The sequence below is a fragment of the Mesorhizobium sp. 8 genome, from assembly GCF_006351905.1.
In the GTDB taxonomy this organism is placed as follows: Bacteria; Pseudomonadota; Alphaproteobacteria; order Rhizobiales; family Rhizobiaceae; genus Mesorhizobium; species Mesorhizobium composti.
Window position 1 is genome coordinate 3,927,899 of the sequence record NZ_CP040914.1, and the last position, 24,352, is coordinate 3,952,250.

The 24,352-nt window shown below is 64.9% G+C and carries 20 protein-coding genes; 13 read left to right on the forward strand and 7 right to left on the reverse strand.

Going from position 1 to position 24,352, the window contains the following annotated elements; translation table 11 throughout:
- Positions 1 to 9: 9 nt before the first annotated feature.
- The 7 genes from FGU64_RS19015 (at position 10) to FGU64_RS19045 (ending at position 9,954) form a co-directional block, all read left to right on the forward strand.
- Positions 10 to 1,077, forward strand: a complete 1,068-nt coding sequence (locus tag FGU64_RS19015; protein ID WP_139954581.1) for an ABC transporter ATP-binding protein — start codon at positions 10 to 12, stop codon at positions 1,075 to 1,077.
- A 3-nt stretch (positions 1,078 to 1,080) separates the two neighbouring features.
- A complete protein-coding gene (locus tag FGU64_RS19020; protein ID WP_136359997.1) occupies positions 1,081 to 1,947 on the forward strand; it encodes a sugar ABC transporter permease in 867 nt (288 codons plus the stop codon).
- A gap of 36 nt (positions 1,948 to 1,983) precedes the next feature.
- Entirely contained in the window at positions 1,984 to 2,859 is an 876-nt protein-coding gene (locus FGU64_RS19025; protein WP_246671373.1) for a carbohydrate ABC transporter permease, read from the forward strand.
- Positions 2,859 to 3,266, forward strand: coding sequence for a DUF2160 domain-containing protein (locus FGU64_RS19030; RefSeq protein ID WP_139954583.1), 408 nt, complete (start codon positions 2,859 to 2,861; stop codon positions 3,264 to 3,266). Before FGU64_RS19025 ends, FGU64_RS19030 begins: the two co-directional genes overlap by 1 nt.
- Before the next feature lie 80 nt (positions 3,267 to 3,346).
- A complete protein-coding gene (locus tag FGU64_RS19035; RefSeq protein WP_136359999.1) occupies positions 3,347 to 5,074 on the forward strand; it encodes an ABC transporter substrate-binding protein in 1,728 nt (575 codons plus the stop codon).
- A gap of 220 nt (positions 5,075 to 5,294) precedes the next feature.
- Complete coding sequence (gene glpK, locus FGU64_RS19040; RefSeq protein ID WP_139954584.1) at positions 5,295 to 6,788, forward strand: glycerol kinase GlpK; 1,494 nt, start codon at positions 5,295 to 5,297, stop codon at positions 6,786 to 6,788.
- A 124-nt stretch (positions 6,789 to 6,912) separates the two neighbouring features.
- On the forward strand, positions 6,913 to 9,954 hold the full coding sequence (locus FGU64_RS19045) for an AsmA family protein (RefSeq protein ID WP_139954585.1): 3,042 nt from the start codon (positions 6,913 to 6,915) through the stop codon (positions 9,952 to 9,954).
- 88 nt (positions 9,955 to 10,042) lie between these two features.
- Here the strand turns inward: FGU64_RS19045 and FGU64_RS19050 are convergent, their stop codons facing one another.
- Both FGU64_RS19050 and FGU64_RS19055 read right to left on the reverse strand, forming a co-directional pair.
- On the reverse strand, positions 10,043 to 10,756 hold the full coding sequence (locus tag FGU64_RS19050; protein WP_139954586.1) for an aspartate/glutamate racemase family protein: 714 nt from the start codon (positions 10,754 to 10,756) through the stop codon (positions 10,043 to 10,045).
- A complete protein-coding gene (locus tag FGU64_RS19055) occupies positions 10,747 to 11,448 on the reverse strand; it encodes a GntR family transcriptional regulator (RefSeq protein ID WP_210239042.1) in 702 nt (233 codons plus the stop codon). The genes FGU64_RS19050 and FGU64_RS19055 overlap by 10 nt, the downstream gene beginning before the upstream one ends.
- Positions 11,449 to 11,570: 122 nt before the next feature.
- Between FGU64_RS19055 and FGU64_RS19060 the strand changes: the two genes are divergently transcribed.
- The 5 genes from FGU64_RS19060 to FGU64_RS19080 all read left to right on the forward strand — a co-directional run bounded on the left by FGU64_RS19060 (position 11,571) and on the right by FGU64_RS19080 (position 17,275).
- Positions 11,571 to 13,289 carry a thiamine pyrophosphate-binding protein gene (locus tag FGU64_RS19060; RefSeq protein ID WP_246671150.1) on the forward strand — a complete coding sequence of 573 codons (1,719 nt, stop codon included), beginning with the start codon at positions 11,571 to 11,573 and terminating at the stop codon, positions 13,287 to 13,289.
- Between the two features lie 142 nt (positions 13,290 to 13,431).
- Complete coding sequence (locus FGU64_RS19065) at positions 13,432 to 14,406, forward strand: TRAP transporter substrate-binding protein (RefSeq protein WP_139954587.1); 975 nt, start codon at positions 13,432 to 13,434, stop codon at positions 14,404 to 14,406.
- A gap of 69 nt (positions 14,407 to 14,475) precedes the next feature.
- The gene (locus FGU64_RS19070; protein WP_139954588.1) at positions 14,476 to 15,000 is read left to right on the forward strand and encodes a TRAP transporter small permease; all 525 of its coding nucleotides are present in this window, start codon (positions 14,476 to 14,478) and stop codon (positions 14,998 to 15,000) included.
- A gap of 4 nt (positions 15,001 to 15,004) precedes the next feature.
- On the forward strand, positions 15,005 to 16,318 hold the full coding sequence (locus FGU64_RS19075; RefSeq protein WP_139954589.1) for a TRAP transporter large permease subunit: 1,314 nt from the start codon (positions 15,005 to 15,007) through the stop codon (positions 16,316 to 16,318).
- A gap of 18 nt (positions 16,319 to 16,336) precedes the next feature.
- On the forward strand, positions 16,337 to 17,275 hold the full coding sequence (locus tag FGU64_RS19080) for a hypothetical protein (protein WP_139954590.1): 939 nt from the start codon (positions 16,337 to 16,339) through the stop codon (positions 17,273 to 17,275).
- Between the two features lie 176 nt (positions 17,276 to 17,451).
- Here the strand turns inward: FGU64_RS19080 and FGU64_RS19085 are convergent, their stop codons facing one another.
- From FGU64_RS19085 to dctP, 5 genes are all read right to left on the reverse strand, one after another.
- Positions 17,452 to 18,969 (reverse strand): malonyl-CoA synthase, encoded by a 1,518-nt coding sequence (locus FGU64_RS19085; protein ID WP_139954591.1) that lies wholly within the window; start codon positions 18,967 to 18,969, stop codon positions 17,452 to 17,454.
- 13 nt (positions 18,970 to 18,982) lie between these two features.
- Positions 18,983 to 20,296, reverse strand: coding sequence for a malonyl-CoA decarboxylase (locus FGU64_RS19090; RefSeq protein WP_139954592.1), 1,314 nt, complete (start codon positions 20,294 to 20,296; stop codon positions 18,983 to 18,985).
- Positions 20,293 to 21,609, reverse strand: a complete 1,317-nt coding sequence (locus FGU64_RS19095) for a TRAP transporter large permease (RefSeq protein WP_139954593.1) — start codon at positions 21,607 to 21,609, stop codon at positions 20,293 to 20,295. The genes FGU64_RS19090 and FGU64_RS19095 overlap by 4 nt, the downstream gene beginning before the upstream one ends.
- The gene (locus FGU64_RS19100) at positions 21,606 to 22,151 is read right to left on the reverse strand and encodes a TRAP transporter small permease (RefSeq protein WP_139954594.1); all 546 of its coding nucleotides are present in this window, start codon (positions 22,149 to 22,151) and stop codon (positions 21,606 to 21,608) included. Before FGU64_RS19100 ends, FGU64_RS19095 begins: the two co-directional genes overlap by 4 nt.
- Positions 22,152 to 22,350: 199 nt before the next feature.
- The gene (dctP, locus tag FGU64_RS19105; protein ID WP_139954595.1) at positions 22,351 to 23,346 is read right to left on the reverse strand and encodes a TRAP transporter substrate-binding protein DctP; all 996 of its coding nucleotides are present in this window, start codon (positions 23,344 to 23,346) and stop codon (positions 22,351 to 22,353) included.
- Between the two features lie 142 nt (positions 23,347 to 23,488).
- Between dctP and FGU64_RS19110 the strand changes: the two genes are divergently transcribed.
- Positions 23,489 to 24,241 (forward strand): GntR family transcriptional regulator, encoded by a 753-nt coding sequence (locus tag FGU64_RS19110; RefSeq protein ID WP_139954596.1) that lies wholly within the window; start codon positions 23,489 to 23,491, stop codon positions 24,239 to 24,241.
- Positions 24,242 to 24,352 lie beyond the last annotated feature (111 nt).

Genomic DNA, 24,352 nt, shown 5'->3' on the forward strand with positions numbered 1-24,352 from the left:
GAGGAGACGATGGCGCGCATCGACGTCGAGCATATCCGCCACTCCTACCTGCCGAATCCGTCGAAGGATTCCGACTTCGCGCTGAGGGAGGTCGATCACACCTTCGAGGACGGCGGCGCCTATGCGCTGCTCGGGCCCTCCGGCTGCGGCAAGACCACGCTGCTCAACATCATTTCCGGCCTGCTCAAACCCTCCCACGGGAAACTGCTGTTCGACGGCAAGGACGTGACCGGCCTGTCGACGCAGGAGCGCAACATCGCGCAGGTGTTCCAGTTCCCGGTCATCTACGACACCATGACCGTCTACGACAACCTGGCCTTCCCGTTGCGCAATCGCGGCGTGCCGGCGGACGTGGTCGAGCGCCGGGTGCGCGAGACGCTGGACATGATCGACCTTGCCGACTGGGCCAGGCGCAAGGCGAGGGGCCTGACCGCCGACCAGAAGCAGAAGATCTCGCTCGGCCGCGGCCTGGTGCGCTCCGACGTCAATGCCATCCTGTTCGACGAACCGCTGACGGTCATCGATCCGCACATGAAATGGGTGCTGCGCTCGCAGTTGAAGCAGCTTCACCGCCGCTTCGGCTACACCATGGTCTATGTCACCCACGATCAGACCGAAGCGTTGACCTTCGCCGATCAGGTCGTCGTCATGTTTGACGGCGGCATCGTCCAGATCGGCACGCCGGCGGAACTGTTCGAGCGGCCGAAGCACACCTTCGTCGGCTATTTCATCGGCTCGCCGGGCATGAATTTCATGCCGGTGGCGGTGGACGGACGCCGGGCGAGGCTGGGCGACCAGATCATCGAACTGCCCGGCACGCCGGCGAGTGGGGAAGGGACGATGGAACTCGGTATCCGGCCCGAATACGTCCGGATCGGCCGCGAGGGCATGCCCGTTTCGGTCTCCAAGGTCGAGGACGTCGGCCGCCACAAGGTCGTGCGCGCCAGGCTGGAAGGCCGCGATGTCGCTGCGATCGTCGGCGAGGACGAAGAGATTCCCGCCGAGCCGAAGCTCAGCTTCGACCCCGCGGGCATCAACATCTACGCCGGATCCTGGCGCGTCGAGATGGGAGCCTGAGCCATGGACAAGACATGGAACAACAGGGCCTGGTTCCTCGTACTGCCGGTGCTGGTGCTGGTCGCCTTCTCCGCCGTCATCCCGCTGATGACGGTCGTGAACTATTCGGTGCAGGACACGTTCGGCAACAACCAGTTCTTCTGGAACGGCGTGGACTGGTATCAGGAACTGCTGGCTTCGTCCCGGTTCTGGGAATCGATGTTCCGCAACCTGATCTTCTCCGCAATCATCCTCGCGATCGAAGTGCCGCTGGGCATCTTCATCGCCCTCAACATGCCGCGGCGCGGCTGGGGCGTGCCGACCTGCCTGGTGCTGATGGCGCTGCCGCTCCTGGTGCCGTGGAATGTCGTCGGCACCATCTGGCAGGTGTTCGGACGCGGCGACATCGGCCTGCTCGGTTACTATGTCAACGCGCTCGGCGTCGACTACAACTACGTGCAGGATCCGTTCGACGCCTGGGTGACGGTCATCGTCATGGACGTCTGGCACTGGACCAGCCTCGTCGTGCTGCTCTGCTATGCCGGCCTGGTGTCGATCCCCGACGCCTTCTACCAGGCGGCGAAGATCGACGGCGCCTCGCGCTGGGCGGTCTTCCGCTACATCCAATTGCCGAAGATGCAGCGGGTTTTGCTGATTGCGGTGCTGCTGCGCTTCATGGACAGTTTCATGATCTATACCGAACCCTTCGTCGTCACCGGCGGCGGCCCCGGCAACTCGACCACTTTCATGTCCATCGATCTCGTGAAGATGGCGCTCGGCGAGTTCAATCTCGGCCAGGCGGCGGCGATGTCGTTGGTCTACTTCCTCATCATCCTGCTTCTGTCATGGGCGTTTTACACCGTCATGACCAACTATGACGCGGAACGCTGAGCCATGGCCGGGGTGAACGAAAGGACAGGGCAGGCGATGGACGATGCGGGCGCCCCCGCGGCGAACGCCGCACAGGAACAGATCGCCCGCCGCATGCGTCGGCGCGGCGACGAGTCGCGCTGGTGGTGGCTGGTTCCGACGCTCTACATCGTGTTCCTGCTGGTGCCGATCTACTGGCTCGTCAACATGAGCTTCAAGACCAACCGCGAGATCGTCACCTCGCTGACGCTCTATCCGCACCAGCCGACGCTCCGCAACTACGCCATCATCTTCACCGATCCGTCGTGGTATTCCGGCTACATCAACTCGATCTCCTATGTGGTCATGAACATGGTGATCTCGGTCGCCGTGGCGCTGCCGGCGGCTTATGCCTTCTCGCGCTACCGCTTCCTCGGCGACAAGCACCTGTTCTTCTGGCTGCTGACCAACCGCATGGCGCCGCCGGCGGTGTTCGCCCTGCCGTTCTTCCAGCTTTATTCGGCCTTCGGCCTGATCGACACTTATTGGGCGGTGGCGCTGGCGCACTGCCTGTTCAACGTACCGCTGGCGGTGTGGATTCTCGAAGGCTTCATGTCGGGCGTACCGAAGGAGATCGACGAGACGGCCTATATCGACGGCTATTCCTTCCCGCGCTTCTTCGTGAAGATCTTCATGCCGCTGATCGCTAGCGGCATAGGCGTCGCCTGCTTCTTCTGCTTCATGTTTTCCTGGGTGGAGTTGCTGCTGGCGCGCACGCTCACCACCACCGACGCCAAGCCGATCGCCGCCGTCATGACCCGCACGGTTTCGGCGGCCGGCATGGACTGGGGCCTGCTCGCCGCCGCCGGCGTGCTCACCCTCATCCCCGGTGCGCTGGTGATCTGGTTCGTGCGCAACTACATCGCCAAGGGCTTCGCCCTGGGGAGGGTGTGATGGAAGTCAGGCGCAACTGGATCATTCCTCTGATCGTGGTTCTTGGGATCTACCTCGCAGCCACCGGCCTGCTGGCGGCCTTCGTTCCGACCGCGGATGGCGCGCGCGACTGGACCGCGCCGCTGGTTACCGGCGGCTGGATGGCATGGACGTTTCCGACGGCCCTGTTTTTCCTGACCATCGCCTTCATCCTGTCGCTGATGGCGGTGTGGGAATACGCCTCGCCGGGTGGCAATCCGCGTATCGGCCTGCTGCGCTTCGAGACGACGCGCGGCGATCGCCTGTTCATTTCGCTGCTTGGCAGCGCCTTCATCCATCTCGCTTGGTTGGGCCTTGTCGGACCCAACCTGTGGTGGGCTCTCGCTCTCTGCGTAGTCTACGCCATCGCGGTGTTTCGCTACGTTTAGGGGAGAAACAGTCGGGGCGGCGGCCTGCACGCCACCGCCCCGGATCGCACTTGAAACCTTTTTCAATCGGAGGAAACGCAATGCGACGGCAAATATTAGCATCGACGAGCGCGCTGGCACTTCTCTTCTGCGTGAACCAGGCTTTCGCCGGCATGGACGAGGCGAAAACCTTCCTGGACAAGGAAATCGGCGACCTGTCGACGCTTTCGCGCGCCGACCAGGAAAAGGAAATGCAGTGGTTCATCGACGCGGCCAAGCCCTTTGCCGGCATGGACATCAAGGTTGTGTCGGAAACACTGACGACTCACGAGTATGAATCGAAGGTGCTTGCGCCCGCCTTCACCGCCATCACCGGCATCAAGGTGACGCACGACCTTCTGCAGGAAGGCGACGTGGTCGAGAAGATCCAGACCCAGATGCAGACCGGCCAGAACCTCTACGACGGCTGGGTCAACGATTCCGACCTGATCGGCACGCACTGGCGTTACAAGCAGGTGCGCAACCTGACCGACTTCATGGCCAACGAAGGCAAGGACGTCACCAACCCGGGCCTTGACCTCAAGGACTTCATCGGCTCGTCCTTCACTACCGCGCCGGACAAGAAGCTCTACCAGCTTCCCGACCAGCAGTTCGCCAACCTCTATTGGTTCCGCTACGACTGGTTCAACGACGAGAAGAACAAGGCGGACTTCAAGGCCAAGTACGGCTATGACCTTGGCGTGCCGGTTAACTGGTCGGCTTATGAGGACATTGCCGAGTTCTTCACCGGTCGCGAGGTCGACGGCAAGAAGGTCTACGGCCACATGGACTACGGCAAGAAAGACCCGTCGCTGGGCTGGCGCTTCACCGATGCGTGGCTCTCCATGGCTGGCAACGGCGACAAGGGCATCCCGAACGGCCTGCCGGTCGACGAATGGGGCATCAAGGTCAATGAGAAATCGCAGCCGGTCGGCTCCTGCGTGGCACGCGGCGGCGATACCAATGGCCCGGCCTCGGTCTACGCCATCCAGAAATACCTTGACTGGATCAAGGCCTACGCACCGGCCGAAGCCCAGGGCATGACCTTCTCCGAGAGCGGGCCGGTTCCGGCGCAGGGCAACATCGCCCAGCAGATATTCTGGTACACCGCTTTCACGGCAGACATGGTCAAGCCCGGCCTGCCGGTGATGAACGAGGACGGCACGCCGAAGTGGCGCATGGCGCCGTCGCCGCACGGCGTCTACTGGAAGGACGGCATGAAGCTCGGCTATCAGGACGTCGGTTCGTGGACGCTGATGAAATCAACGCCCGACGACCGCGCCAAGGCCGCCTGGCTCTATGCGCAGTTCGTCACCTCCAAGACCGTGGACGTGAAGAAGAGCCATGTCGGCCTTACCTTCATCCGCGACTCCACCATCCACGACAAGAGCTTCACCGAACGCGCGCCGAAGCTCGGTGGCCTGATCGAGTTCTACCGCTCGCCGGCCCGCGTGCAGTGGTCCCCCACCGGAACGAATGTTCCGGATTACCCGAAGCTGGCGCAGCTCTGGTGGCAGGCGATCGGCGATGCGTCCTCCGGCGCCAAGACGGCGCAGGAAGCCATGGATTCGCTCTGCGCCGAGCAGGAGAAGGTCATGGCCCGCATCGAGAAGTCGGGCGTGCAGGGCGACATCGGCCCGAAGCTCGCCGAGGAGCACGATCTCGAATACTGGAACAAGGATGCCGTCTCGAAGGGCAACCTTGCGCCGCAGCTGAAGATCGAGAACGAGAAGGAAAAGCCGATCACGATCAACTACGACGAGTTGGTCAAGAGCTGGCAGAAACAGTAAGTTGACGCGGGCGTCCGCGCCCGTGCCGTGACAAGGGGGAGGCGGCATCGCGCCGCCTCCTTTTGGTGCGTCCTTCGAGGCTCGCTGCGCTCGCACCTCAGGATGAGGGAGGCCTGTGCAAACACCCATCATCGGGATTGGCACCATGCGGTCCTCATCCTGAGGTGCGAGCGCAGCGAGCCTCGAAGGACGCACCACACCAACCTATGGGAGGAACTGCGTGTCGGGAAATATCCTCGCCATCGACCAGGGCACTACGTCCAGCCGCGCCATCGTCTTCGATCGAAAAATGAAGATCGTCGGCGTCGGCCAGAAGGGATTCACGCAGCACTATCCTGCCTCCGGCTGGGTCGAGCACGACCCGGAGGAAATCTGGTCCAGCGTGCTGTGGGCGGTGAAGACGGCGCTGAAAAAGGCCAGGCTTGACGCTTCCGCCATCGCCGCCATCGGCATCACCAACCAGCGCGAGACGGTGGTCGTCTGGGACAGGGCGACCGGCGAACCGATTCACAACGCCATCGTCTGGCAAGATCGGCGCACCGCGCCGCTTTGCGCAAAATTCAAGAAGCAGGGGCTGGAACCGAAATTCACGAAAAAGACCGGCCTGCTGCTCGATCCCTATTTCTCCGGCACCAAGATCGCTTGGCTGCTGGACAAGGTGAAGGGCGCGCGCCGCCGCGCCGGGAAGGGCGAACTCATCGCCGGCACCATCGACAGTTTTCTCGTCTGGCGGCTGACCGGCGGCAAGGTCCATGCCACCGACGCCACCAACGCCTCGCGCACGCTCATCTACAACATTGCCAGAAACGAATGGGACGATGAGCTTCTGCGCATCCTGAATATCCCGGCAGGGATGATGCCGGAAGTGAGGGACTGCGCCGACGATTTCGGCGTCACCGAAAAAAAGCTGTTCGGCGCGCCGATCCCCATCCTCGGCGTCGCCGGCGACCAGCAGGCCGCCACCATCGGCCAGGCCTGTTTCCGGCCCGGCATGATGAAGTCGACCTACGGCACCGGCTGCTTTGCCTTGCTCAACACCGGCACCGACATGGTGCGCTCGAAGAACCGGCTTTTGACCACCATTGCCTACCGGTTGAACGGCAGGACCACCTATGCGCTGGAAGGCTCGATCTTCATCGCCGGCGCTGCCGTTCAGTGGCTGCGCGACGGCGCCAGGATGATCGACAAGGCCGCCCAGAGCGGCGAACTGGCGGCGAAAGCCGATCCGACGCAGAACGTCTATCTGGTGCCGGCTTTCGTCGGCCTCGGCGCGCCGCACTGGGACGCCGACGCACGCGGCGCGATCTTCGGCCTGACCCGCAATTCCGGCCCGGCCGAGTTCGCTCGGGCCGCCCTGGAGTCGGTGGCCTACCAGACTCTCGACCTGCTCGACGCCATGAAGAAGGACTGGAAGGGCGATTCGACACAAACCGTTCTGCGTGTCGACGGCGGCATGGTGGCGTCGGACTGGACCATGCAGTGCCTCGCCGACATCCTCAATGCGCCGGTGGACCGGCCGACCATCCTGGAAACGACGGCGCTGGGAGCGGCGTGGCTTGCCGGTTCGAAAGCCGGCGTGTGGCCGGATATGGCGGAGTTCGCCCGAAGCTGGGCGCTCGATCGCCGCTTCGAGCCGGCCATGGACGCCAGGACCCGGACGGCCAAGCTGAAGGGCTGGCACGACGCGGTGAGGCGAACCTTGTCGACCGGCTGAGCCTGCCGGCGACGTTGCCGGTCCACCGTGTCCACCGCTCTGCACGGCGAGGTTGTGAAATCCGGCAGGCGCTGATGTATGGTGTACCGGCACTGATTCGCTCCGATCATGCTGGCTGACCGATATGAGAAAAATCGCCGCCGCGCTGATTGTCGTCGCAACGCTCGTTGTCGCGCTGCTTTTCCTGCTGCCCCTGCTGGTTTCGACCGACTGGGCCCGATCCGAACTGGGGCGGCAACTGTCGTCCGCAAGCGGCATGGACATCCGGCTGGAAGGCCCGGTGCGGCTGTCGTTCCTGCCCGGCCTGGCGGTGGTTGCGAGGGACATCGGCATCTCGACCGAGGCGGGCGATCTTTCGGTCAAGGTTCCCGGATTCTCGACGGCGATCACGCTGTCGTCGCTGTGGTCGGACAGGCTCGAGATCCGGTCGCTCGCGCTGATCGAACCGGTCATCACCGTCAAGCCGCCGGCTGTGGCGAAGACTGCGGAACCGGCATCGGCCGGCCAGTCGAAAGGCGATCCCTTTGCCGCGCTCGTGACGACGCTGGAGCGGCTGGCCGTCAACCGCATCACCATCGAGAACGGCAGTCTCACCATCGTCGACGAAGCCGGGGCTGCAAGCACTGTCGGCGCCATCGACGCGGATTTGAAGGCGCCGGACCTCGACGGCGAGGTCGCCTTCTCGCTTTCGGCCACGCGGGACGACCGCCGCGTGCAACTGAACGGAAGGCTTTCCGCGCTCAGGCCGATCCTCCAGCACCAGCCGGCCCAAATCGCCCTCGATGCGGAAATCAAGCCGGCGCCCTCGCCGTTGCTTGCCTCGTTGAAAGCGAGCGGCGAGATCAGGCTGAACGAGAACGGCAGCTATCAGATCAGGGGCGGCCAGTTCGATCTCAGTGGCCAGGCTTTGCGGATGGACGCGCTTTTCCTGCCCGGGCAGCGGCCTCGGTTCCTTGCCGACCTGTCGGCGAAGCGCGTCGACATCGGCACCCTGATGGCAGCCGGGGACGGAGGCGCAAGCGGAGAGGGGGCGTCCGCCGGCGCCGGTGAACCCAGTCTCGCCATGCTGGCGGCCTTCGATGCCGACGTCAGCGTCACGGTCGATCAACTGGTCAGCGGCGCGCTCGCCGCATCCGACGTGCAAGTCGCCGCGACGCTGCGCAACGGGCGGCTCGAAGCGAAACTGGAACATCTCGGCCTCGATGCGGGGACCGTCGCCGCCTCGGTTTCGACCGATGTAACGGAGGCGTCTCCCGCCTTCCAGGGCAAGGTCGCCAGTTCCGGCCTGGACATCGGCGCGCTGGCGAAGCTTGTCGGCCAGGCCGTCCCGCTGGCGGGGAAAGTCACGGTGGATACGGCCTTCGCCTTTCGCGGGATGGCGCCGGCCAGGATGCGCGAAAGCCTCAACCTGCGCGGAACGGTCGGCATCCGCCAGGGCAAGGTTCCGCTTGCGGCACTCGCCGACGCAAAGGGCGGCCCCCTCGGCGACATCACCGGCTTGACCCTCGATGCGAAGATTCAAGACATCGCCAAGCCGGTCGACGTGGCGGGTAAACTGACCTGGCAGGGGCAGGAGGTCGCTTTCAAGTCACAGCTCGCGCCCGCCGATTTCCTGGCCGGCCCTTCCGCAGCCCAGGCCTCGGGACCGGTCAGCCTTTCCGTCGCCTCGAAATATCTCGGCGCCAGCGCGACCGGCAGGGTCGGCGCAGGCGGCACGTTCAAGGGCCAGGTTTCCGCCACCTCGCCGTCACTCGACAAGCTCCTGCGCTGGCTGGGGCAGGGCGGTTCCCCCGGCCTGCGGGATTTCGCCTTCGACGGCGCCGTAGATGCCGGCCCGCAAGGGGTTTCCTTCACCAAGGCGAAGGTCGGCCTGAATGGCGTCAAGGCATCTGGCGAAGGCGCCGTCAAACTCGGAACGCCGCTTGACATCCGCACGTCGCTCAGCTTTGCGAAGCTCGATTTCGCAGCGCTCACGGGCGGGACAAACGGCACGGCCACGGGCAGCAAAGGCCCGGCCGGGTCCGGCGACGCTCCAATCGATCTTTCGTTCCTGAAAGGACTGGATGCGAAGATCGACGTGGAGGCGGACAAGATCGGCTATGGCAAGGTTTTTGCCGGCCCGGTGAAAACCACGCTTGTCGTGGCCGGCGGAACCGCCGCCCTGACCGTCCCGCAAAGTCCTTTCTACGGTGGCACCGTGGCCGCTACAATGTCCGCCGACGGCTCCGGCGATGTGCCGGCCATAAAGCTGGACATGGCGATTGCCGGCGCCGCGGCAGCGCCGCTGCTTCGCGACGCGGCGGAGTTCGACCGTCTGGAAGGCAGGCTCGACACGAATGTCGCCGTTTCGGGAGCCGGGAAAACCAGCAAGGCGCTGAGGCGCTCGCTTGGCGGCAAGGCCTCGGTGAAGTTCAGCGACGGTGCGCTGCGCGGCATCGACATCGCCGAGGTCTATAACAACCTGGTCGGATTGCTCGCCAGCGGCTTCAAACCGGACGAAGGCAAGAAGACGACATTCACCGAGCTCGGCGCTTCCTTTTCCATCGGCAACGGCATCGCGCAGACCAACGACATCAGCCTGCTGGGCCCGCTGGTCAGGATGGATGGCGCCGGCAGGATCGACCTCGCCGAGCAGACGCTTGAAATCAAGCTCAACCCGCGCATCGTCGCCTCGCTTTCCGGACAGGGTGGCGACATCGCGACGAAGGGGATCGGCGTGCCCGTCATCGTCGACGGTTCGCTTTCGGCGCCGCGCATCTATCCGGACCTGAGCAAATTGCTGCAGGATCCGAAAGGTGCGCTGGAAATGCTGAACCGCTTCGGGTTGCCGACCGAAAAGCTAGGCCTCGACAAGCTGCTGCCCGGCCAGGCTGGATCGGGCGAAGCGGGAAAGGGAGCGGCCGACCTGATCGGCGATCTCATCAGGGGCGACGGCTCTGAAACCGGCAGGCAGGACCCCGCAAAGCCCTCCTCGGCGGAAGACGCCGCCAAGGCGATCATCGGCGATCTTCTCAAGAGCAAGGCCGCGAAACAGGTTCCTTCGACCGGCGGCGTGGCCACGGACGCCGAGAATACGGCGGAAACGCCGCCGGACCCGACCGCGCCGCAGCCCGAAACGTCGAAAGAAGACGGGATCGGCTCGCTTCTCGATCAGTTTCTGCGTTAGGCCTTGGAACGGACAGCGGGCCGCGCCGGCAGTTCTTGTCTGGCCCTGTCGCCACCGCATCCGACGGAGCGGACTGTCAAGCCGGGAGTCAGCCGTAGGTTCGCGGCGCCAGCGCCCCCTGGAACCAGCGGACGAATGTCTCGATGGAGAAGACAGGCAGTCTCGTCTTCGCGTGGATGTCGGCTGCGTATGGCACCATGTTGGTGCATTCGAGCACGATCGCGCCGAGATCCGGATTGGCGGCGACCAACGCGGCAGCGGCGTCGATATTGTCCTGCCGCGCCGCCTCTACGTCGAGCTCCAGCTCGTTTCCGAGAATGGCGCGGGTGAATTCGCGGCCGCCTTCGGTGGTGCCGACCGGCGTTCCCGCCGGCACGCCGGCCTTGTCCAGATGCAGCGACGTCAACGTTGAGGCCGAGATGGTGAGGATGCCGGCGCGCCTGCCTCTCGGCAGGAGGCGGTTGACCATGGCGACCTGCATCAGCGACGAGGTTGCCACCGGTACGCCGACGGCATCGGCAAGCTCCTCCTGGAAAAGCGACAGGAAGCCGCAATTGGTCGTAATCCCGTCGACGCCGTCGGCCACCAGTTCCCGTGCAGCCGCGATGAAATCGCCGAGCAGGCCCTCGGCGCCCTTGCGCACGACGCGGTCGGGCGTGGCGCTGCGCACGATCCTGTAGTGGACCGGGAACGGCCAGGTGGTGGCGTTGCCCATGTCGCCGGGAATGCGGGGAAAGCGCGCATCGAGCATGAGAATGCCTACCGAAGCGCCGTAGATCGATTTTCCGCCGGTTACGCGCATGCCTGATCCATCGTCTTGAAAGCGGGATGAACGAAGTCGTCTTCGACGAAGAGCCGGGCGTGGCACTCCTTGACCGCCTCGGCGATCTCGTCGCGCCGCCTGGCGATATGGCCGTCGACCAGCGCGACGGCCTTGCCCTTATCGCGCGCCCGGATGGCGTCGAGAATGGCGCGGTGCTCGCCCTGCGTGCGCTGCCGCCGGCTGCCCAGGTCTACCCAGCGAAAGAAGCGGATGCGCGCATTGACGTTGGCGAGCGTGCGGCCGATCTCGGCGTTTTGCGAGAACGATGCGATCGTCTCATGGAAATGCTCGTCGAAAGCGAGCAGATCTTCCAGGGATCGGCCGGTCGGGTCGCCGGTACGGTCGAGGAAAGCCGCGAGTTCGGCCAGCTCGGCGTCGGCTGCCAGTTCGACGGCGCGCTCGGCCGCGAAACGCTCGATCGCCTGCCGCAACTGATAAAGGTCCTGCACCTCCGTGACCGAATACTTGCGGCAGAAGAAGCCCTTGCCGCTCTCGAAGGTGAGGAAGCCTTCGGCGACCAGCCGGTTCAGCGCCTCGCGCAGCGGCGTCCGGCTCGCCTCGAGGCGCTTCGACAGCGCGACCTCGTTGATGCGCTCGCCGGGCTTGAGGCGAAAGTCGATCGCCATGGCCCGGATGTCGGCATGCAGTGCCTCGACCAGCCCGTCGCTCACGATCCGCCCTCGTTCCCCCGGCCTCTTGACTCAATCATGGTCTGCCACCAGTATTCAGACCTGTATACAGAATAAGCCGTGATTTTGAAAGGCCTTATCCAAGACAATCGGGAGAGACAGACTTGGCGGCGCCATCCGTGACCGTGCATGACAGGACCAACGCGATGACCGGCGCCGAAGCCATGGTCCGCATGCTTCAGGCCTATGGGGTCAGGCATATCTTCGGCCTTTGCGGCGACACGACGCTGCCGCTCTACGACGCGCTTCACAGGCTGGACCACGGCATTGCCCACCTGCTGACGCGCGACGAGCGCCACGCCGGCTACATGGCCGACGCCTATGCGCGCGTCATCGGGCGCCCCGGCGTCTGCGAGGGCCCGTCGGGCGGTGGCGCGACCTACATCCTGCCCGGCGTCGTCGAGGCCAACGAGAGCTCGATTCCGATCCTTGCCATCAACAGCGATGTCTCGACCGGTTCGCGCGGCCGCTATCCGCTGACCGAACTCGACCAGGTCGGGCTGTTTCGGCCGGCGACGAAATGGAACGCTTCGCTCGACGATGCGCAGCGCCTGCCGTCGATGGTGCGCCGCGCTTTTCGCGAGATGACGACGGGGCGGCCGGGCGCGGTTCATCTGGCGCTGCCTTTCGACACCCAGAAGGCCAGCGTCGCGCCCGACGAGATCTGGGCCGACACGCGCCACCAGACGTTCCCGGCGCTTCCCGCTGGCCCCGACGCCGCGTCGGTCGAGGCGGCGGCCGAGGCGCTGCTGTCGGCAAAAAGGGCGGTCGCTATCTGCGGCGGCGGCGTCGTCATCGCCGGGGCGATGGAGGCGCTGCGACAGTTGTCAACGATGCTCGACATGCCGGTTGCGACGACCGTTTCGGGGCAGGGGGCCATCGCCGAGACGGACCCGCGCGCCGTCGGCGTGGTCGGCTCCAACGGTGGCGTCGACTCGACCCGCGCCGTGGTCGAGGAGGCCGATCTGGTCCTGTTCGTGGCCTGCCGCGCCGGCTCCGTCACCACCGAGCGCTGGCGTCATCCGAAGACCGGCATACGCGTCATCCATATCGATTCCGATCCGGCCGTCATCGGCGCCAACTACAAGACGGAGGTGGCCATCGCCGCGGATGCGCGGCTGGCGCTGGAGGCGATTGCGGCTGACATCGCGCGACGCGGTACAGGCGGTTCCAACGGAGGCGCGGCGCGCGCCAAGGCCGCCTGGGACGCCAAGCTGGCCGCTTTTGCGCCGCTCGCCGCATCCGGCGAGGCGCCGATCCGGCCTGAACGGGTGATCGCGACACTGCAGGCGCTGCTTGGCGACGACGCCATCGTCTGCGCCGATCCCGGAACGCCGTGCCCCTATTTCTCGGCCCACTACCGCTGGCCGAGCGTGGGCCGCCATTTCATCACCAACCGCGCCCACGGTGCCCTCGGTTTCGCCATGGGCGCGGCGATGGGGGCGCATATCGGCCGGCCCGGCGTCAAGACGGTCGCCGTCATGGGCGACGGCTCCTTCGGCATGAGCGTCGGCGAACTGGAAACGGCGATCCGCTACCGCATGCCGATCACCTTCATCACGCTCTCCAACAGCGTCTACGGATGGATCAAGGCCGGCCAGCGTTCGGGCTTCGGCGCGCGCTTCCACAATGTCGATTTCACCCGCACCGACCATGCCGCGGTCGCCGCCGCCTTCGGCCTGAAGAGCTGGCGCGTCGAAGACCCTGACGATCTGGAAACGGTATTGAGGAAGGCGCTCGAGGCCGACGGGCCGACGCTTGTCGACGTCATCTCTCAGCCGCTGGACGAGGCCGCCGCGCCGGTTTCCGAATGGGTTGCCTAGAGCCGCGGCCGGGCGGAATGATGGCGCAACCGGTTTCTGCAAGGACGACGAACTTAAATCTTGCGTCGCGAGCGCCTCGCGGTTCCAATAAGGGCATGAGAACAGGGAACGCCATACCAATCAACAATGGGAGCATGAGGATATGAAGCGACTGACCACACTCCTGGCGACGACCGCCATGGCGTGCTTCGCCGCGAGCGCCGCACTTGCCGAAAAGTGGGATATGCCGATGGCCTATCCGGCGACGAACCTGCACTCCGAAAACGGTGCGGCCTTCGCCAAATGCGTCGGCGACGGCAGCGGCGGCAAGCTTCAGATCGTGACCCATCCGGGTGGGTCGCTGTTCGCGGGCAACGACATCAAGCGCGCGGTACAGACCGGCCAGGCGCCGATCGGCGAGCGGTTGATCTCGGCGCACGCCAACGAGAACCCGCTGTTCGGCATCGATTCGATCCCCTTCCTCGCAACCTCCTTCGAGCAGTCGGACAAGCTGTGGAACGCTGCGCGGCCGAAGATGGAAGAACTCCTGGCCAGCCAGAACCTCGTCTACGTCTACGCCGTGCCGTGGCCGCCGCAGGGCCTCTACGTCAAGAAGGAGGTCAATTCGGTCGCCGACCTGAAGGGTGTCAAGTTCCGCGCCTATAACGCCGCGACCGCCCGCATCGCCGAGCTGGCCGGCATGGCGCCGGTGCAGATCGAGGCCGCGGACCTGAGCCAGGCGCTCGCCACCGGGGTCGCCGAGAGCTTCATCTCATCGGGTTCGACAGGCGTCGACTCCAAGGTGTGGGAAAGCCTGACGCATTTCTACGACGTCCAGGCCTGGCTGCCGCGCAACGTCGTCTTTGCCAACAAGGACGCCTTCGACGCGCTCGACGAAGCGACCAGGAAAGTCGTCATGGACTGCGGCGACAAGACCGCCAAGGAAGGCACCGCCAAGTCGCAGGAGCAGTCGGCCGGCTACCTGAAGACGCTCGCAGACAACGGCATGAAAGTGTCGGCTCCGGGCGACCAGCTCAAGAAGGAACTGGCCGGCTTCGGCGAAACCATGACGGAGGAATGGATCAAGGCGGCCGGGCCTGACGGCAAGGCGATCATCGACGCCTACAAGGGTAACTGATCCCCAAAAGCGCGAGAGGGTCCGGCATTGCGCCGGACCCGTCCATGACAGCCGTCAAGGGGGAACGCCATGAAAACGACAAGACGCGCGCTCAACGCGTTGTATGACGGCGCGGCGGTGCTCGCCGCCATCTGCCTGGTGCTGCTGCTCGTCGTCATCGTCCTGCAGATGGCGGCACGCTGGAGCGGAATTCCGTTTCCCGGATCGTCGGACTATGCCGGCTACCTGATGGCGGCGGCGTCCTTCCTGGCGTTCGCGCAGGCGCTGAACCGCGGCGCGCACATCCGGGTTTCGCTGCTGTTCAACGCGCTCGACGCCCGCAAGCGCTACTGGGCCGAATTGTGGAGCCTGACCATCGCCACGGCGGCATCCGTCTATCTCGCCTGGTATGCGGTGAAGATGGTCTACTGGTCGCGCAAGCTGCACGATCTGAGCCAGGGACAGGATGCGACGCCGTTGTGGATCGCGCAGCTGCCGATGGCGATCGGCGCGGTGATCCTCGCCATCTGCTTCGTCGACAACCTGGTGACGTTGCTGGTCAGCGGGCGCGACAACATACGCACCGAAAACCTCGAACAGTCGCACGCGGAGTAGGACGATGCAGGAGGTCTATTTCATCGGCATCTTCCTCTTCATCCTGTTCCTGCTTCTGGGGACCGGCGTGTGGATCGGCCTGGCGCTGCTCGGCGTCGCCTATGTCGGCATGGAGCTTTTCACGCTGCGTCCCGTCGGCGACGCCATGATGACCGTCATCTGGCGGTCCTCCTCCTCTTGGTCGCTGACGGCGCTGCCGATGTTCATCTGGATGGGCGAGATCCTTTTCCGGACGCGCCTGTCGGAGGACATGTTCAAGGGCCTCGCACCATGGATGGCCAGGCTGCCGGGCGGCCTGCTGCACACCAACGTCGTGGGCTGCACGGTCTTCGCCGCCGTTTCCGGTTCGTCCGCCGCGACGCTGCTGACGGTCGGCAAGATGTCGGTCCCGGAACTCAGGAAACGCAAGTATCCCGAGCATCTGGTGATCGGCACGCTCGCCGGTGCGGCGACGCTCGGCCTGATGATCCCGCCGTCGCTGACGCTCATCGTCTACGGCGTGACGATCAACGAATCCATCACCAAGCTGTTCATCGCCGGCATTCTGCCGGGTCTGGTGCTGGCGGCGATGTTCATGGTCTATGTCGTTGTCGTTTCGCAGATCTCGAAGAAGTACCATCCCGATCCCGAACCCCCCATGACCTTCCTCCAGAAGGTCAGCAATTCGCGCTTCCTGATTCCCGTCATTCTGCTCATCCTCGTCGTCATCGGCTCGATGTATCTCGGTTTCGCTACAGCTACCGAGGCAGCGGTGTTCGGCGTCATCGGCTCGCTCATCCTCGCCGCCGCGCAGGGTTCGCTGACCTGGGCAAGCTTCGTCGAGAGCCTGATGGGCGCGACGCGCACCTCGGCGATGATCGCGCTGATCCTGTCGGGAGCGTCCTTCCTGTCGCTGTCGATGGGCTTCACCGGCCTGCCGCAGAACCTCGCCGAATGGATCAACTCGCTGCAACTGACACGGTTCGAGCTTTTGATGGCGTTGTTGGTCTTCTACATCATCCTCGGCTGCTTCCTCGACGGCATTTCCGCCGTGGTACTGACCATCGCGGTGGTCGAACCCATGATCCGCCAGGTCGGCATCGACATCATCTGGTTCGGTATCTTCATCGTCGTCGTGGTCGAGATGGCGCAGATCACTCCGCCGGTCGGCTTCAACCTCTTCGTCATGCAGGGCATGACCGGGCACGAGATGAACTACATCGCCAGAGCCGCCTTCCCGATGTTCCTCATCATGGTGCTGATGGTGTTTATCCTGATCGCCTTTCCGGACCTCGCGACTTGGCTGCCGGAGAATATGCGCCTTGGCCCCGGCGGCTGACCTGGACTGCGCGCCGGCATGATCGTGGTTCGGCTGCTTGCGGGTGCTGCGCGTCACGGCCGCCTGATCCTGGTGATCGGTCTTGTCGTCGGCATCCTTTTGCCGGGCCTCGCGCTTGCGATGAAGGACTGGATCGCCGAGCTGATCGCCGGCCTGCTGTTCATCGCTGCGCTGCGCGTCGGGCCGCGCCAGGCGGTGGGCGCGCTCGCCGAGGCGCGTGCCTCGCTCGGTCTCGCGCTGGTCTATCAGATCGCTGTCCCCGCAGCGGCCTTGTCCGCCTTCGCGCTTTGCGGCTGGAAAGGCGCGCTGGCGACAGGGCTTGTCCTGATGATGGCTGCCTCGCCGATCTCCGGCGCGCCGAACCTGGCCATCCTGACCGGCAACGACCCCGCGCCGGCGCTGCGTCAGCTCGTCATCGGCACGGCGCTGCTGCCGCTCACCGTGCTGCCTGTCTTCTGGCTGGCGCCGGCGCTCGGCGAGACGGCCGAGGTGTTGAGGGCGGCCGGCAGGCTGCTGGTCATCATCGGCGCGGCCGCCGGGGCGGCATTCCTCGTCCGCGCCTTTCTCCTCAAGGCGCCGTCCCGGACCGCGCTCGATGTCATCGACGGCCTCTCGGCGATCGCCATGGCGATCGTCGTCGTCGGGCTGATGTCGGCGGTGGGGCCGGCGCTGCGTGGCGACCCGGCCCTGCTCGCGGCCGCGCTGGCTGCCGCCTTTATCGGCAATTTCGGATTGCAGATGGCCGCCGCAGTCCTGCTGCGCCGTCTTGCGCCGGATCGTGCCGTGGCGCCGCTTGCGATCACAGCCGGCAACCGCAACGTCGCGCTGTTCCTGACAGCGCTGCCGGCGTCCGTTACCGATCCGCTGCTTCTGTTCATCGGCTGCTATCAGATACCGATGTACCTGACGCCGCTGCTGCTCGGACGGTTCTACCGGAGTCGCGACCCCGAGCGGTGAAGGAAGAGCCGAGGTCTATGACGCGGGCTTTTACCCTTGCGCCAGTAGGCGATGGCCAACCGGCTCTATTCGTCGCTGCTCGGCGTGGTGTCGGTCATTTCCGTCCTGTTGCGGCAATGGAGCGCGCGTCACACCGACGAAGCGCAACCCGCCTGACCGCGGTGAGAGCGGGCGGCTCAGCGCCGTTGAAAGGTATCGCCGAAGCGGTCGCGCAGGACGTTCTTCTGCACCTTGCCCATCGTGTTGCGCGGCAGCTCGTCCACCGAGAAGATGCGCTTCGGCTGCTTGAAGCGGGCGATCTGGTCGTGAATGGCCGCAAGCAGCTTTTCTTCGTCGATGACGCTGCCCTTCTTCGGCACGACGACGCCGACGACGCCCTCGCCGAAGTCGGGATGCGGCACGCCGATCACCGCCGATTCCAGCACGCCTTCCTGCTCGTCGAGCAGAAGTTCCACTTCCTTCGGATAGATGTTGAAGCCGCCGGAAATGATGAGGTCCTTGGCGCGGCCGACGATCTGGACATAGCCGTCTCGGTCGACGGTGACGACGTCGCCGGTGATGAAGAAGCCGTCGTCGCGGAATTCCTCCTTCGTCTTTTCCGGCATGCGCCAGTAGCCCTTGAAGACGTTCGGGCCGCGGACTTCGAGCACGCCGGTCTCACCGTTCGGCAGCACCTTCCTCGTCTCCGGATCGACGACGCGGATCTCGACGGCGGGTAGCGGGAAGCCGACCGTGCCGGCCCGCCGCTCGCCGTCATAGGGATTGGACGTGGTCATGTTGGTTTCGGTCATGCCGTAGCGTTCGAGGATGCGGTGGCCGGTGCGCGTCTCGAAGGCGTTGTGCGTCTCGGCCAGAAGCGGCGCGCTGCCGGAGGTGAACAGGCGCATATGCGCGGCCAGTTCCCTGGTGAAGCGCGGATCGTCCAGCAGGCGGGTGTAGAAGGTCGGCACGCCCATCATCGAGGTCGCCTTCGGCAGCCAGCCGATCACCTCGTCGGTCTTGAAGGAGGGCAGGAAGATCATCGAGCCGCCGGCCAGAAGAATGACGTTGCAGGCGACGAACAGGCCGTGCGTGTGGAAGATCGGCAGCGCGTGCAGCAGCACGTCGTCGGCGGTGAAGCGCCATGCCTCGACCAGCGACTGCGCGTTGGAAAGCAGGTTGTCGTGCGTCAGCATCGCGCCCTTGGAGCGGCCGGTGGTGCCGGAAGTGTAGAGGAAGGCGGCGAGGTCGTCGCCCTTGCGCACAGCCGTTTCGAAGCGGTCCGCCTTGCCGGCCGCTTCCGCCGTCAGCGTGCCCGTGCCGTCGCCGTTCAGCGTCATCAGGCGCGCGCCGGCCTTTTCGGCGATGGGGAGAAGGGCTGCGCTGGAAGCGTCGTCGCAGACGACGAGGCCCGGTTCGGCGTTGCCGACGAAGTACTCGACCTCGCTCGGCGTGTAGGCGGTGTTGAGCGGCAGGAAGATGGCGCCGGCCTGGATGCAGGCGGCGTAGAGCGCCAGCGCCTCGGCGCTCTTCTTCACCTGGACCGCGACGCGGTCGCCCGGCTTGACGCCCTGGTCCCGCAGGACATGGGCGATCCGCGCCGCAAGCCGGATGAAGGCATCGTACGACAGCGTCGAGCCGTCCTCCAGGAAGAGGAAAGGCCCGGTCTTGCGCTGATGGGGCGCGAACAGCGCATCATAGAGCACGTTTGCCATCGTCGCTTCTCCGTCAGCTCCGCTCGGGGCCGCTCCGGCCCAGCATGGATTTTATCGCGCGCGTCGTGACCACCTCTGCGCGATGCGCGAATAGTTCATGGTTCGTCTCTACCGTGTCGAGGTCGTAGCGGTAATTGACCATGACGCCGCAGGATTGGGCGATGCCTTTTTCCGAAAGGTCCGCGGCGGGATGGATCTTCTCAAGGCTCGCGCCGTTGCCGAAATGGAAGCGCGCCACCGGATCGAGCGGCAGGCCGTCGGGCCGCTTCGCCCGCACCAGATATTCGGCGGCGAGCGCGGCCAGCGCCTTGCCGTGGGGCTTGAGGTCGTCGGCGGATTTCGCTTCGAGGAGCTGTGTGAGCAACACCCGGCGCTGCTCGTCGCCGTCATTCGCTTGTGCTTGGCCGCGCATCCAGCGCGTCAGGCCGGGAACCGGCGAAAGCGTGACGAAGGTCTTGAGGTTCGGCAGCGACTGCATCAGGTCGGTCGCGACCTGCTTGATGAGGAAATTGCCGAAGGAGATGCCGGCCAGGCCCTTCTGGCAATTCGAGATCGAATAGAAGACGGCGGTCGTCGCCTCGTCCGCCGCGATCGGCCGCCGGTCCTCCGACAAGAGCGCGTCGATCGAGCCGGGAATGCCGGCCGTCAGCGCCACCTCGACGAAGATCAGCGGCTCGTCCGGCATTGCCGGATGGAAGAAGGCGTAGCATTGCCGATCCGCCGGCTGCAGGCGGCGGCGCAGTTCCTCCCAGCTGTTGATCGTATGGACGGCTTCGTAGGCGATGATCTTTTCCAGGATGTTGGCCGGCGTCGCCCAGTCGATCGGCCGCAGCACCAGGAAGCCGCGATTGAACCACGACATGAAAAGATGCTGGAAGTCGAGATCGGCGCGGCGGAAGGAAGGCGTTTCGTTGACCAGTGAAAGCAGGTCGCCGCGCATCGCGACCAGCCGTCCGGTCGCGCCGGGAAGCCGGTTCAGCCGCCTGAGCAGTTCCTGGCGCGGCGGCTCCGCCTCCTCGATAAGCCGGGCGAGTGTCGAAGCGTCGGGAGACGCCTTGTAGGCTTGCGCCGCCGTCGCAACCGCGCCGGCGTCGAGGTCGTGCGCGTCGGTGAGCAGGCGGAAGAAGTCCGCCTTGTCCTCCCGCGTGCCGTTCTCGTAGCGGTCGAGGATAGCGGTGGCGATGGAGAAGCCTGAAGCCTCGCCGCGCTCCGAAATGAGGGCGGCGCACAGGTCCTCCATCGAGCGCAGGTCGTCGCTTATCGAGCGCGGCGTGCTGCGTTCGAAGATCGTCGCGAGAAGGTCCTGCAGGAAGCTCGTTCTACTCATGTGCCGGGGCCCATCAGGTAGGTCGGCAACCACGTCGCGATCTCGGGAAAGATGCACAGGATGACGATCTCCAGCATCATGCACAGCACGAAGGGGATCGTGCCCCAGATGATGCGGGTCAGCGGTACGTCCGGCGCGATGGAGTTGACGATGTAGATGTTGAGGCCCACCGGCGGATGGATCAGGCCGATCTCCATGTTGATGGTGATGATGACGCCGAACCAGATCGGATCGAACCCTGCCGCGGTGATGATCGGCAGCAGGATCGGCGCCGTCATCAGGATCACCGCCGCCGGCGGAATGAAGAAGCCGCAGACGAGCAGGAAGATGTTGATCATGAACATCAGCACCCAGCGGTTGACTTCCATCTCGGCGATGGCCTGCGCCAGCGTCTGGGTGAGGTAGAGCGAGGTCAGCATGTAGCCGAACAGCACGGCGGCCGCGATGATCATCAGGATCATGACGCTTTCACGGGTGGTGTCGCGCAGGATCTGCCACCAGTCTGTCGGCCGCCACATCCTGTAGATCATGATGGCGAGAAGCACGCAAAGCGCGGCGCCCACGCCGGCCGCCTCCGACGGTGTGGCGACGCCGCCGTAGAGCACGTACATGACGCCGACGACGATCGCCAGGAAGGGCGCGATTTTCGGGATCGACTCGAATTTCTGCTTCCAGGTGTAGCGGAAGTCCGCGGCATAGGCGCGGAAGCCGCGCTTCCACAGCAGGAAGATGGTCCACAGCATGAACAGGCCGGTCAGCATCAGGCCGGGAAAGACGCCGGCCAGGAACAGCCGCCCGATCGAAGTTTCGGTGGCGATGCCGTAGAGGATGAAGGTGATCGACGGCGGGATCAGGATGCCGAGCGTGCCGCCGGCGCAGATCGAGCCGGTCGCGACGTCGTCCGGATAGCCGCGGCGGCGCATTTCGGGGATGCCCATGCGGCCGATGGCGGCACAGGTCGCCGGCGAGGAGCCGGTGAGTGCGGCGAACAGCGCGCAGGCCCCGAGATTGGAGATGACCAGCCCGCCCGGCAGCCGGTAGAGCCATCGGTCGAGCGCCTCGTAGAGGTCTCGGCCGGCGGGCGAGGAGCCGATGGCGGCGCCCATCATGACGAACATCGGGATCGAGACGAGGGTGAAGTCGTTGAGGCCGCCGTAAAAGGTCTCGGCGGCGACGTTGAGCGCGCCGAAGCCTTCGAAGACGGCGATGAAGACGAGCGCGATGGCGCCCAGCCCGAACGCCACCGGCGCACCGGAGAGCAGCACGAGGAGTGTGACGACAAGAACGATGCCGCCTTCGATTGCCGGGTTCATGCGGGCACTCCCCCTTGGCTGGCACCGGCGTCATGGCTGCCGCCGGACGGGAAGGGCGGTTCTCGCCCGGTGGCGAGGTTATAGAGGTCGACGACATATTGCAGCGTCAGGATGGCGAAGCCGACCGGCATGGAAGCGAAGGGAATCCACAGCCGCGCCCGCCACATCGTGTCGGAAACCCAGTTGCCGTCCCAGGCCTCCCACCAGTAGAGGCAGGCGAACACGGTCATCGCGGCGGAAAAGGCGAGCGACAGGATGGCCGAGAACAGCGCCAGCCGGAATTTCCCGACCGGCCCCATGTAGTGCGGCAGGATGTCGACGTTGACGTGACCGCGCGTCAAAAGCACGTAGGGGCTGCCGAGGAAGGTCGCGGCAACGATCGAATAGGTGGTGAAATCGGTCTGCCAGATCGTGTTGGAGCCGAGCACGAAGCGCACGAAGACCATCTGGCACACGACGATGACGCCGGCGGAGATGAGCGCCGCCGCCGCAAGGCCGCAAAGCGTCGAGATCAGCCTGACCGTTCGGATGAATCTGTCCATGGATTCCAGCCTGGGTTGTGGGAGTTGGCGTTTATGACCCCCACCCCTAACCCCTCCCCTCAAGGGGAGGGGGACTTGGGCGCGGCAGCTTCCCCTCCCCCTTGAGGGGAGGGTTTAGGGGTGGGGGTACGGCAGGTGTTCGCAACGCGAGCACCTGCCTGCTAACGGAAAGAGCGACCGAATAGGACTTGCTCCCACCTCACTTCACGGCGAGCGCCTCGTCGATCAGCTTCTGGCCGTCCGGCACTTCCTTGGCGAAGTCCTTGTAGGAGCTCTCCTTGGCGACCGCGATCCAGGCGTCGTATTCCTCCGGAGTCATGGTGACGACCTCGACGCCGTGGTCCTTGAAGGCCTTGACCATCTTGTCGTCGAGCTTGAGAGCCTCGGCGGCGAAATATTCCTGCGCCTTCTTCGAAGCCTTCATCAGCACGTCCTGCTGCTCCTTCGACAGGTTGTCGAAGCTCTTCTTGGACATCAGCACCGGCTCGTACATGAACCACAGCGCATTGTCGCCGGGCGCGGTGATGCACTTGACCTGCTCGTAGAGGCGATACGACACGAAGCTCGCCGAGCTCGTGTCCGTCGCGTCGGCGACGCCGGTCTGCAAGGCGTTGTAGACCTCGTTCGAGGCGATGGAGACGATCGAGCCGCCGGCAGCTTGCCACATGGCGGCGAACGTCGGGCCGGCGGAGCGGATCTTCAACCCCTTCATGTCCTCCGGCTTGTGGATGCAGCCTTGCTTCGACGCGACCGCACCGGCGAGCCAGGCATCGGCGAGCACGATGGCGCCGGCGTCCTCGATCTTGGCCTTGATCGCCTTCATGAACGGGGACTCGTTGAGACGCTGCGCCCGCTCGTGGTTCCTGACCAGACCCGGCATCAGCGTTGCACCGAATTCGCGCACGCGACCGCTGGCGTAGTCGAGCGGGAAGGACGTGATGTCGAGCTGGCCCTTGATGAGAGCGTTCCACTGGTCCTTCGCCTTGAACAGCGAGGCGCCCGGATAGACCTGGATGTCGAGGTCGACGTTGGCGGCCTTGGCTTCCTTGGCGATGATCTGCACCATCTCGTCGCGCGGGTCGCCCTTGCCGCCGGGGAACTGGTGCGAGGCCTTCAGCGTGACGGCACCGGCGCCGCCGGCCAAAGCGAGTGAGAGGCCGGCGGCGGTCGCCAACTTTGCGATACTGGATTTCATTGTTTCCTCCCTGCGGACTGTCGCCGCATGTCGTTTGTACTCCTCCGTACGCCTGTCACTCTAACCGACATGCACTCTAAGTCAACTTTCTTGTATACAAGATCGATATTGATGAATGCAGCGGGTTGATCTACGATCGGGCATGGTTTTGAGAAGCGCGGACAGGGTCAGGGAAGAGCTGGAGCAGGCGATCATGGCCGCCGAGTTCGCCGAGGGCGAGCGCCTCGACGAGGTGACGCTGTCGGCCCGCTTCGCGGTTTCGCGCACGCCGGTTCGCGAGGCCCTGCACGGGCTCGCCGCTTCCGGCCTCGTCGAGACGATCCCGCGCCGGGGCGCCTTCGTGCGCTATCCGAGCTTCATCAAGCTGGTCGAGATGTTCGACGTTATGGCCGAACTGGAGGCCATGTGCGGACGGTTGGCCGCGCGCCGCATTACGTCTGAAGAGCTGGAGCGCCTGGAGGAGGCGGCGGTCGCTTGCGAAAGGGCGATGGAGAAGGGCGACGCCGACGACTACTATCGTGAGAACGAACGGTTTCACCACGTTCTCTACCAGGCAAGCGGCAACTCGTACCTCGCCGGGGAAGCGTCGAAGCTGCACAAGCGGCTGCAGCCGTTCCGGCGGCTCCAACTCCGTGTGCGCGGGCGGCTTCAGCAGTCGATGCGGGAGCATCGCCAGGTTCAGAACGCCATAGTGAAGGGCGACGCCGAGCGCGCCGCCGATGTGCTGCGTGGGCATATCGCCATTCAAGGCGAAAACCTCAGGGACCTGATGGCGAATTTCGCCAAGCAGCAGGCCGGGACGGCGGCGCGGAGCCAGAGCGCGTCTCCCGAAAGTGGGACCGGGTTCCGGGACAAAGACATGCGTAAGATCAGGAACCCGGAGCGTGCCGAGTGAATCTGAAAGATCGCGACGCGCCTTAGAGCATTTTGCATGCCGGGCGGAATCGTCTGGCGGCGCATGAATGCGGCAAAACAAGGAGATAGATCGTTTCACCGTTTCCGTGAA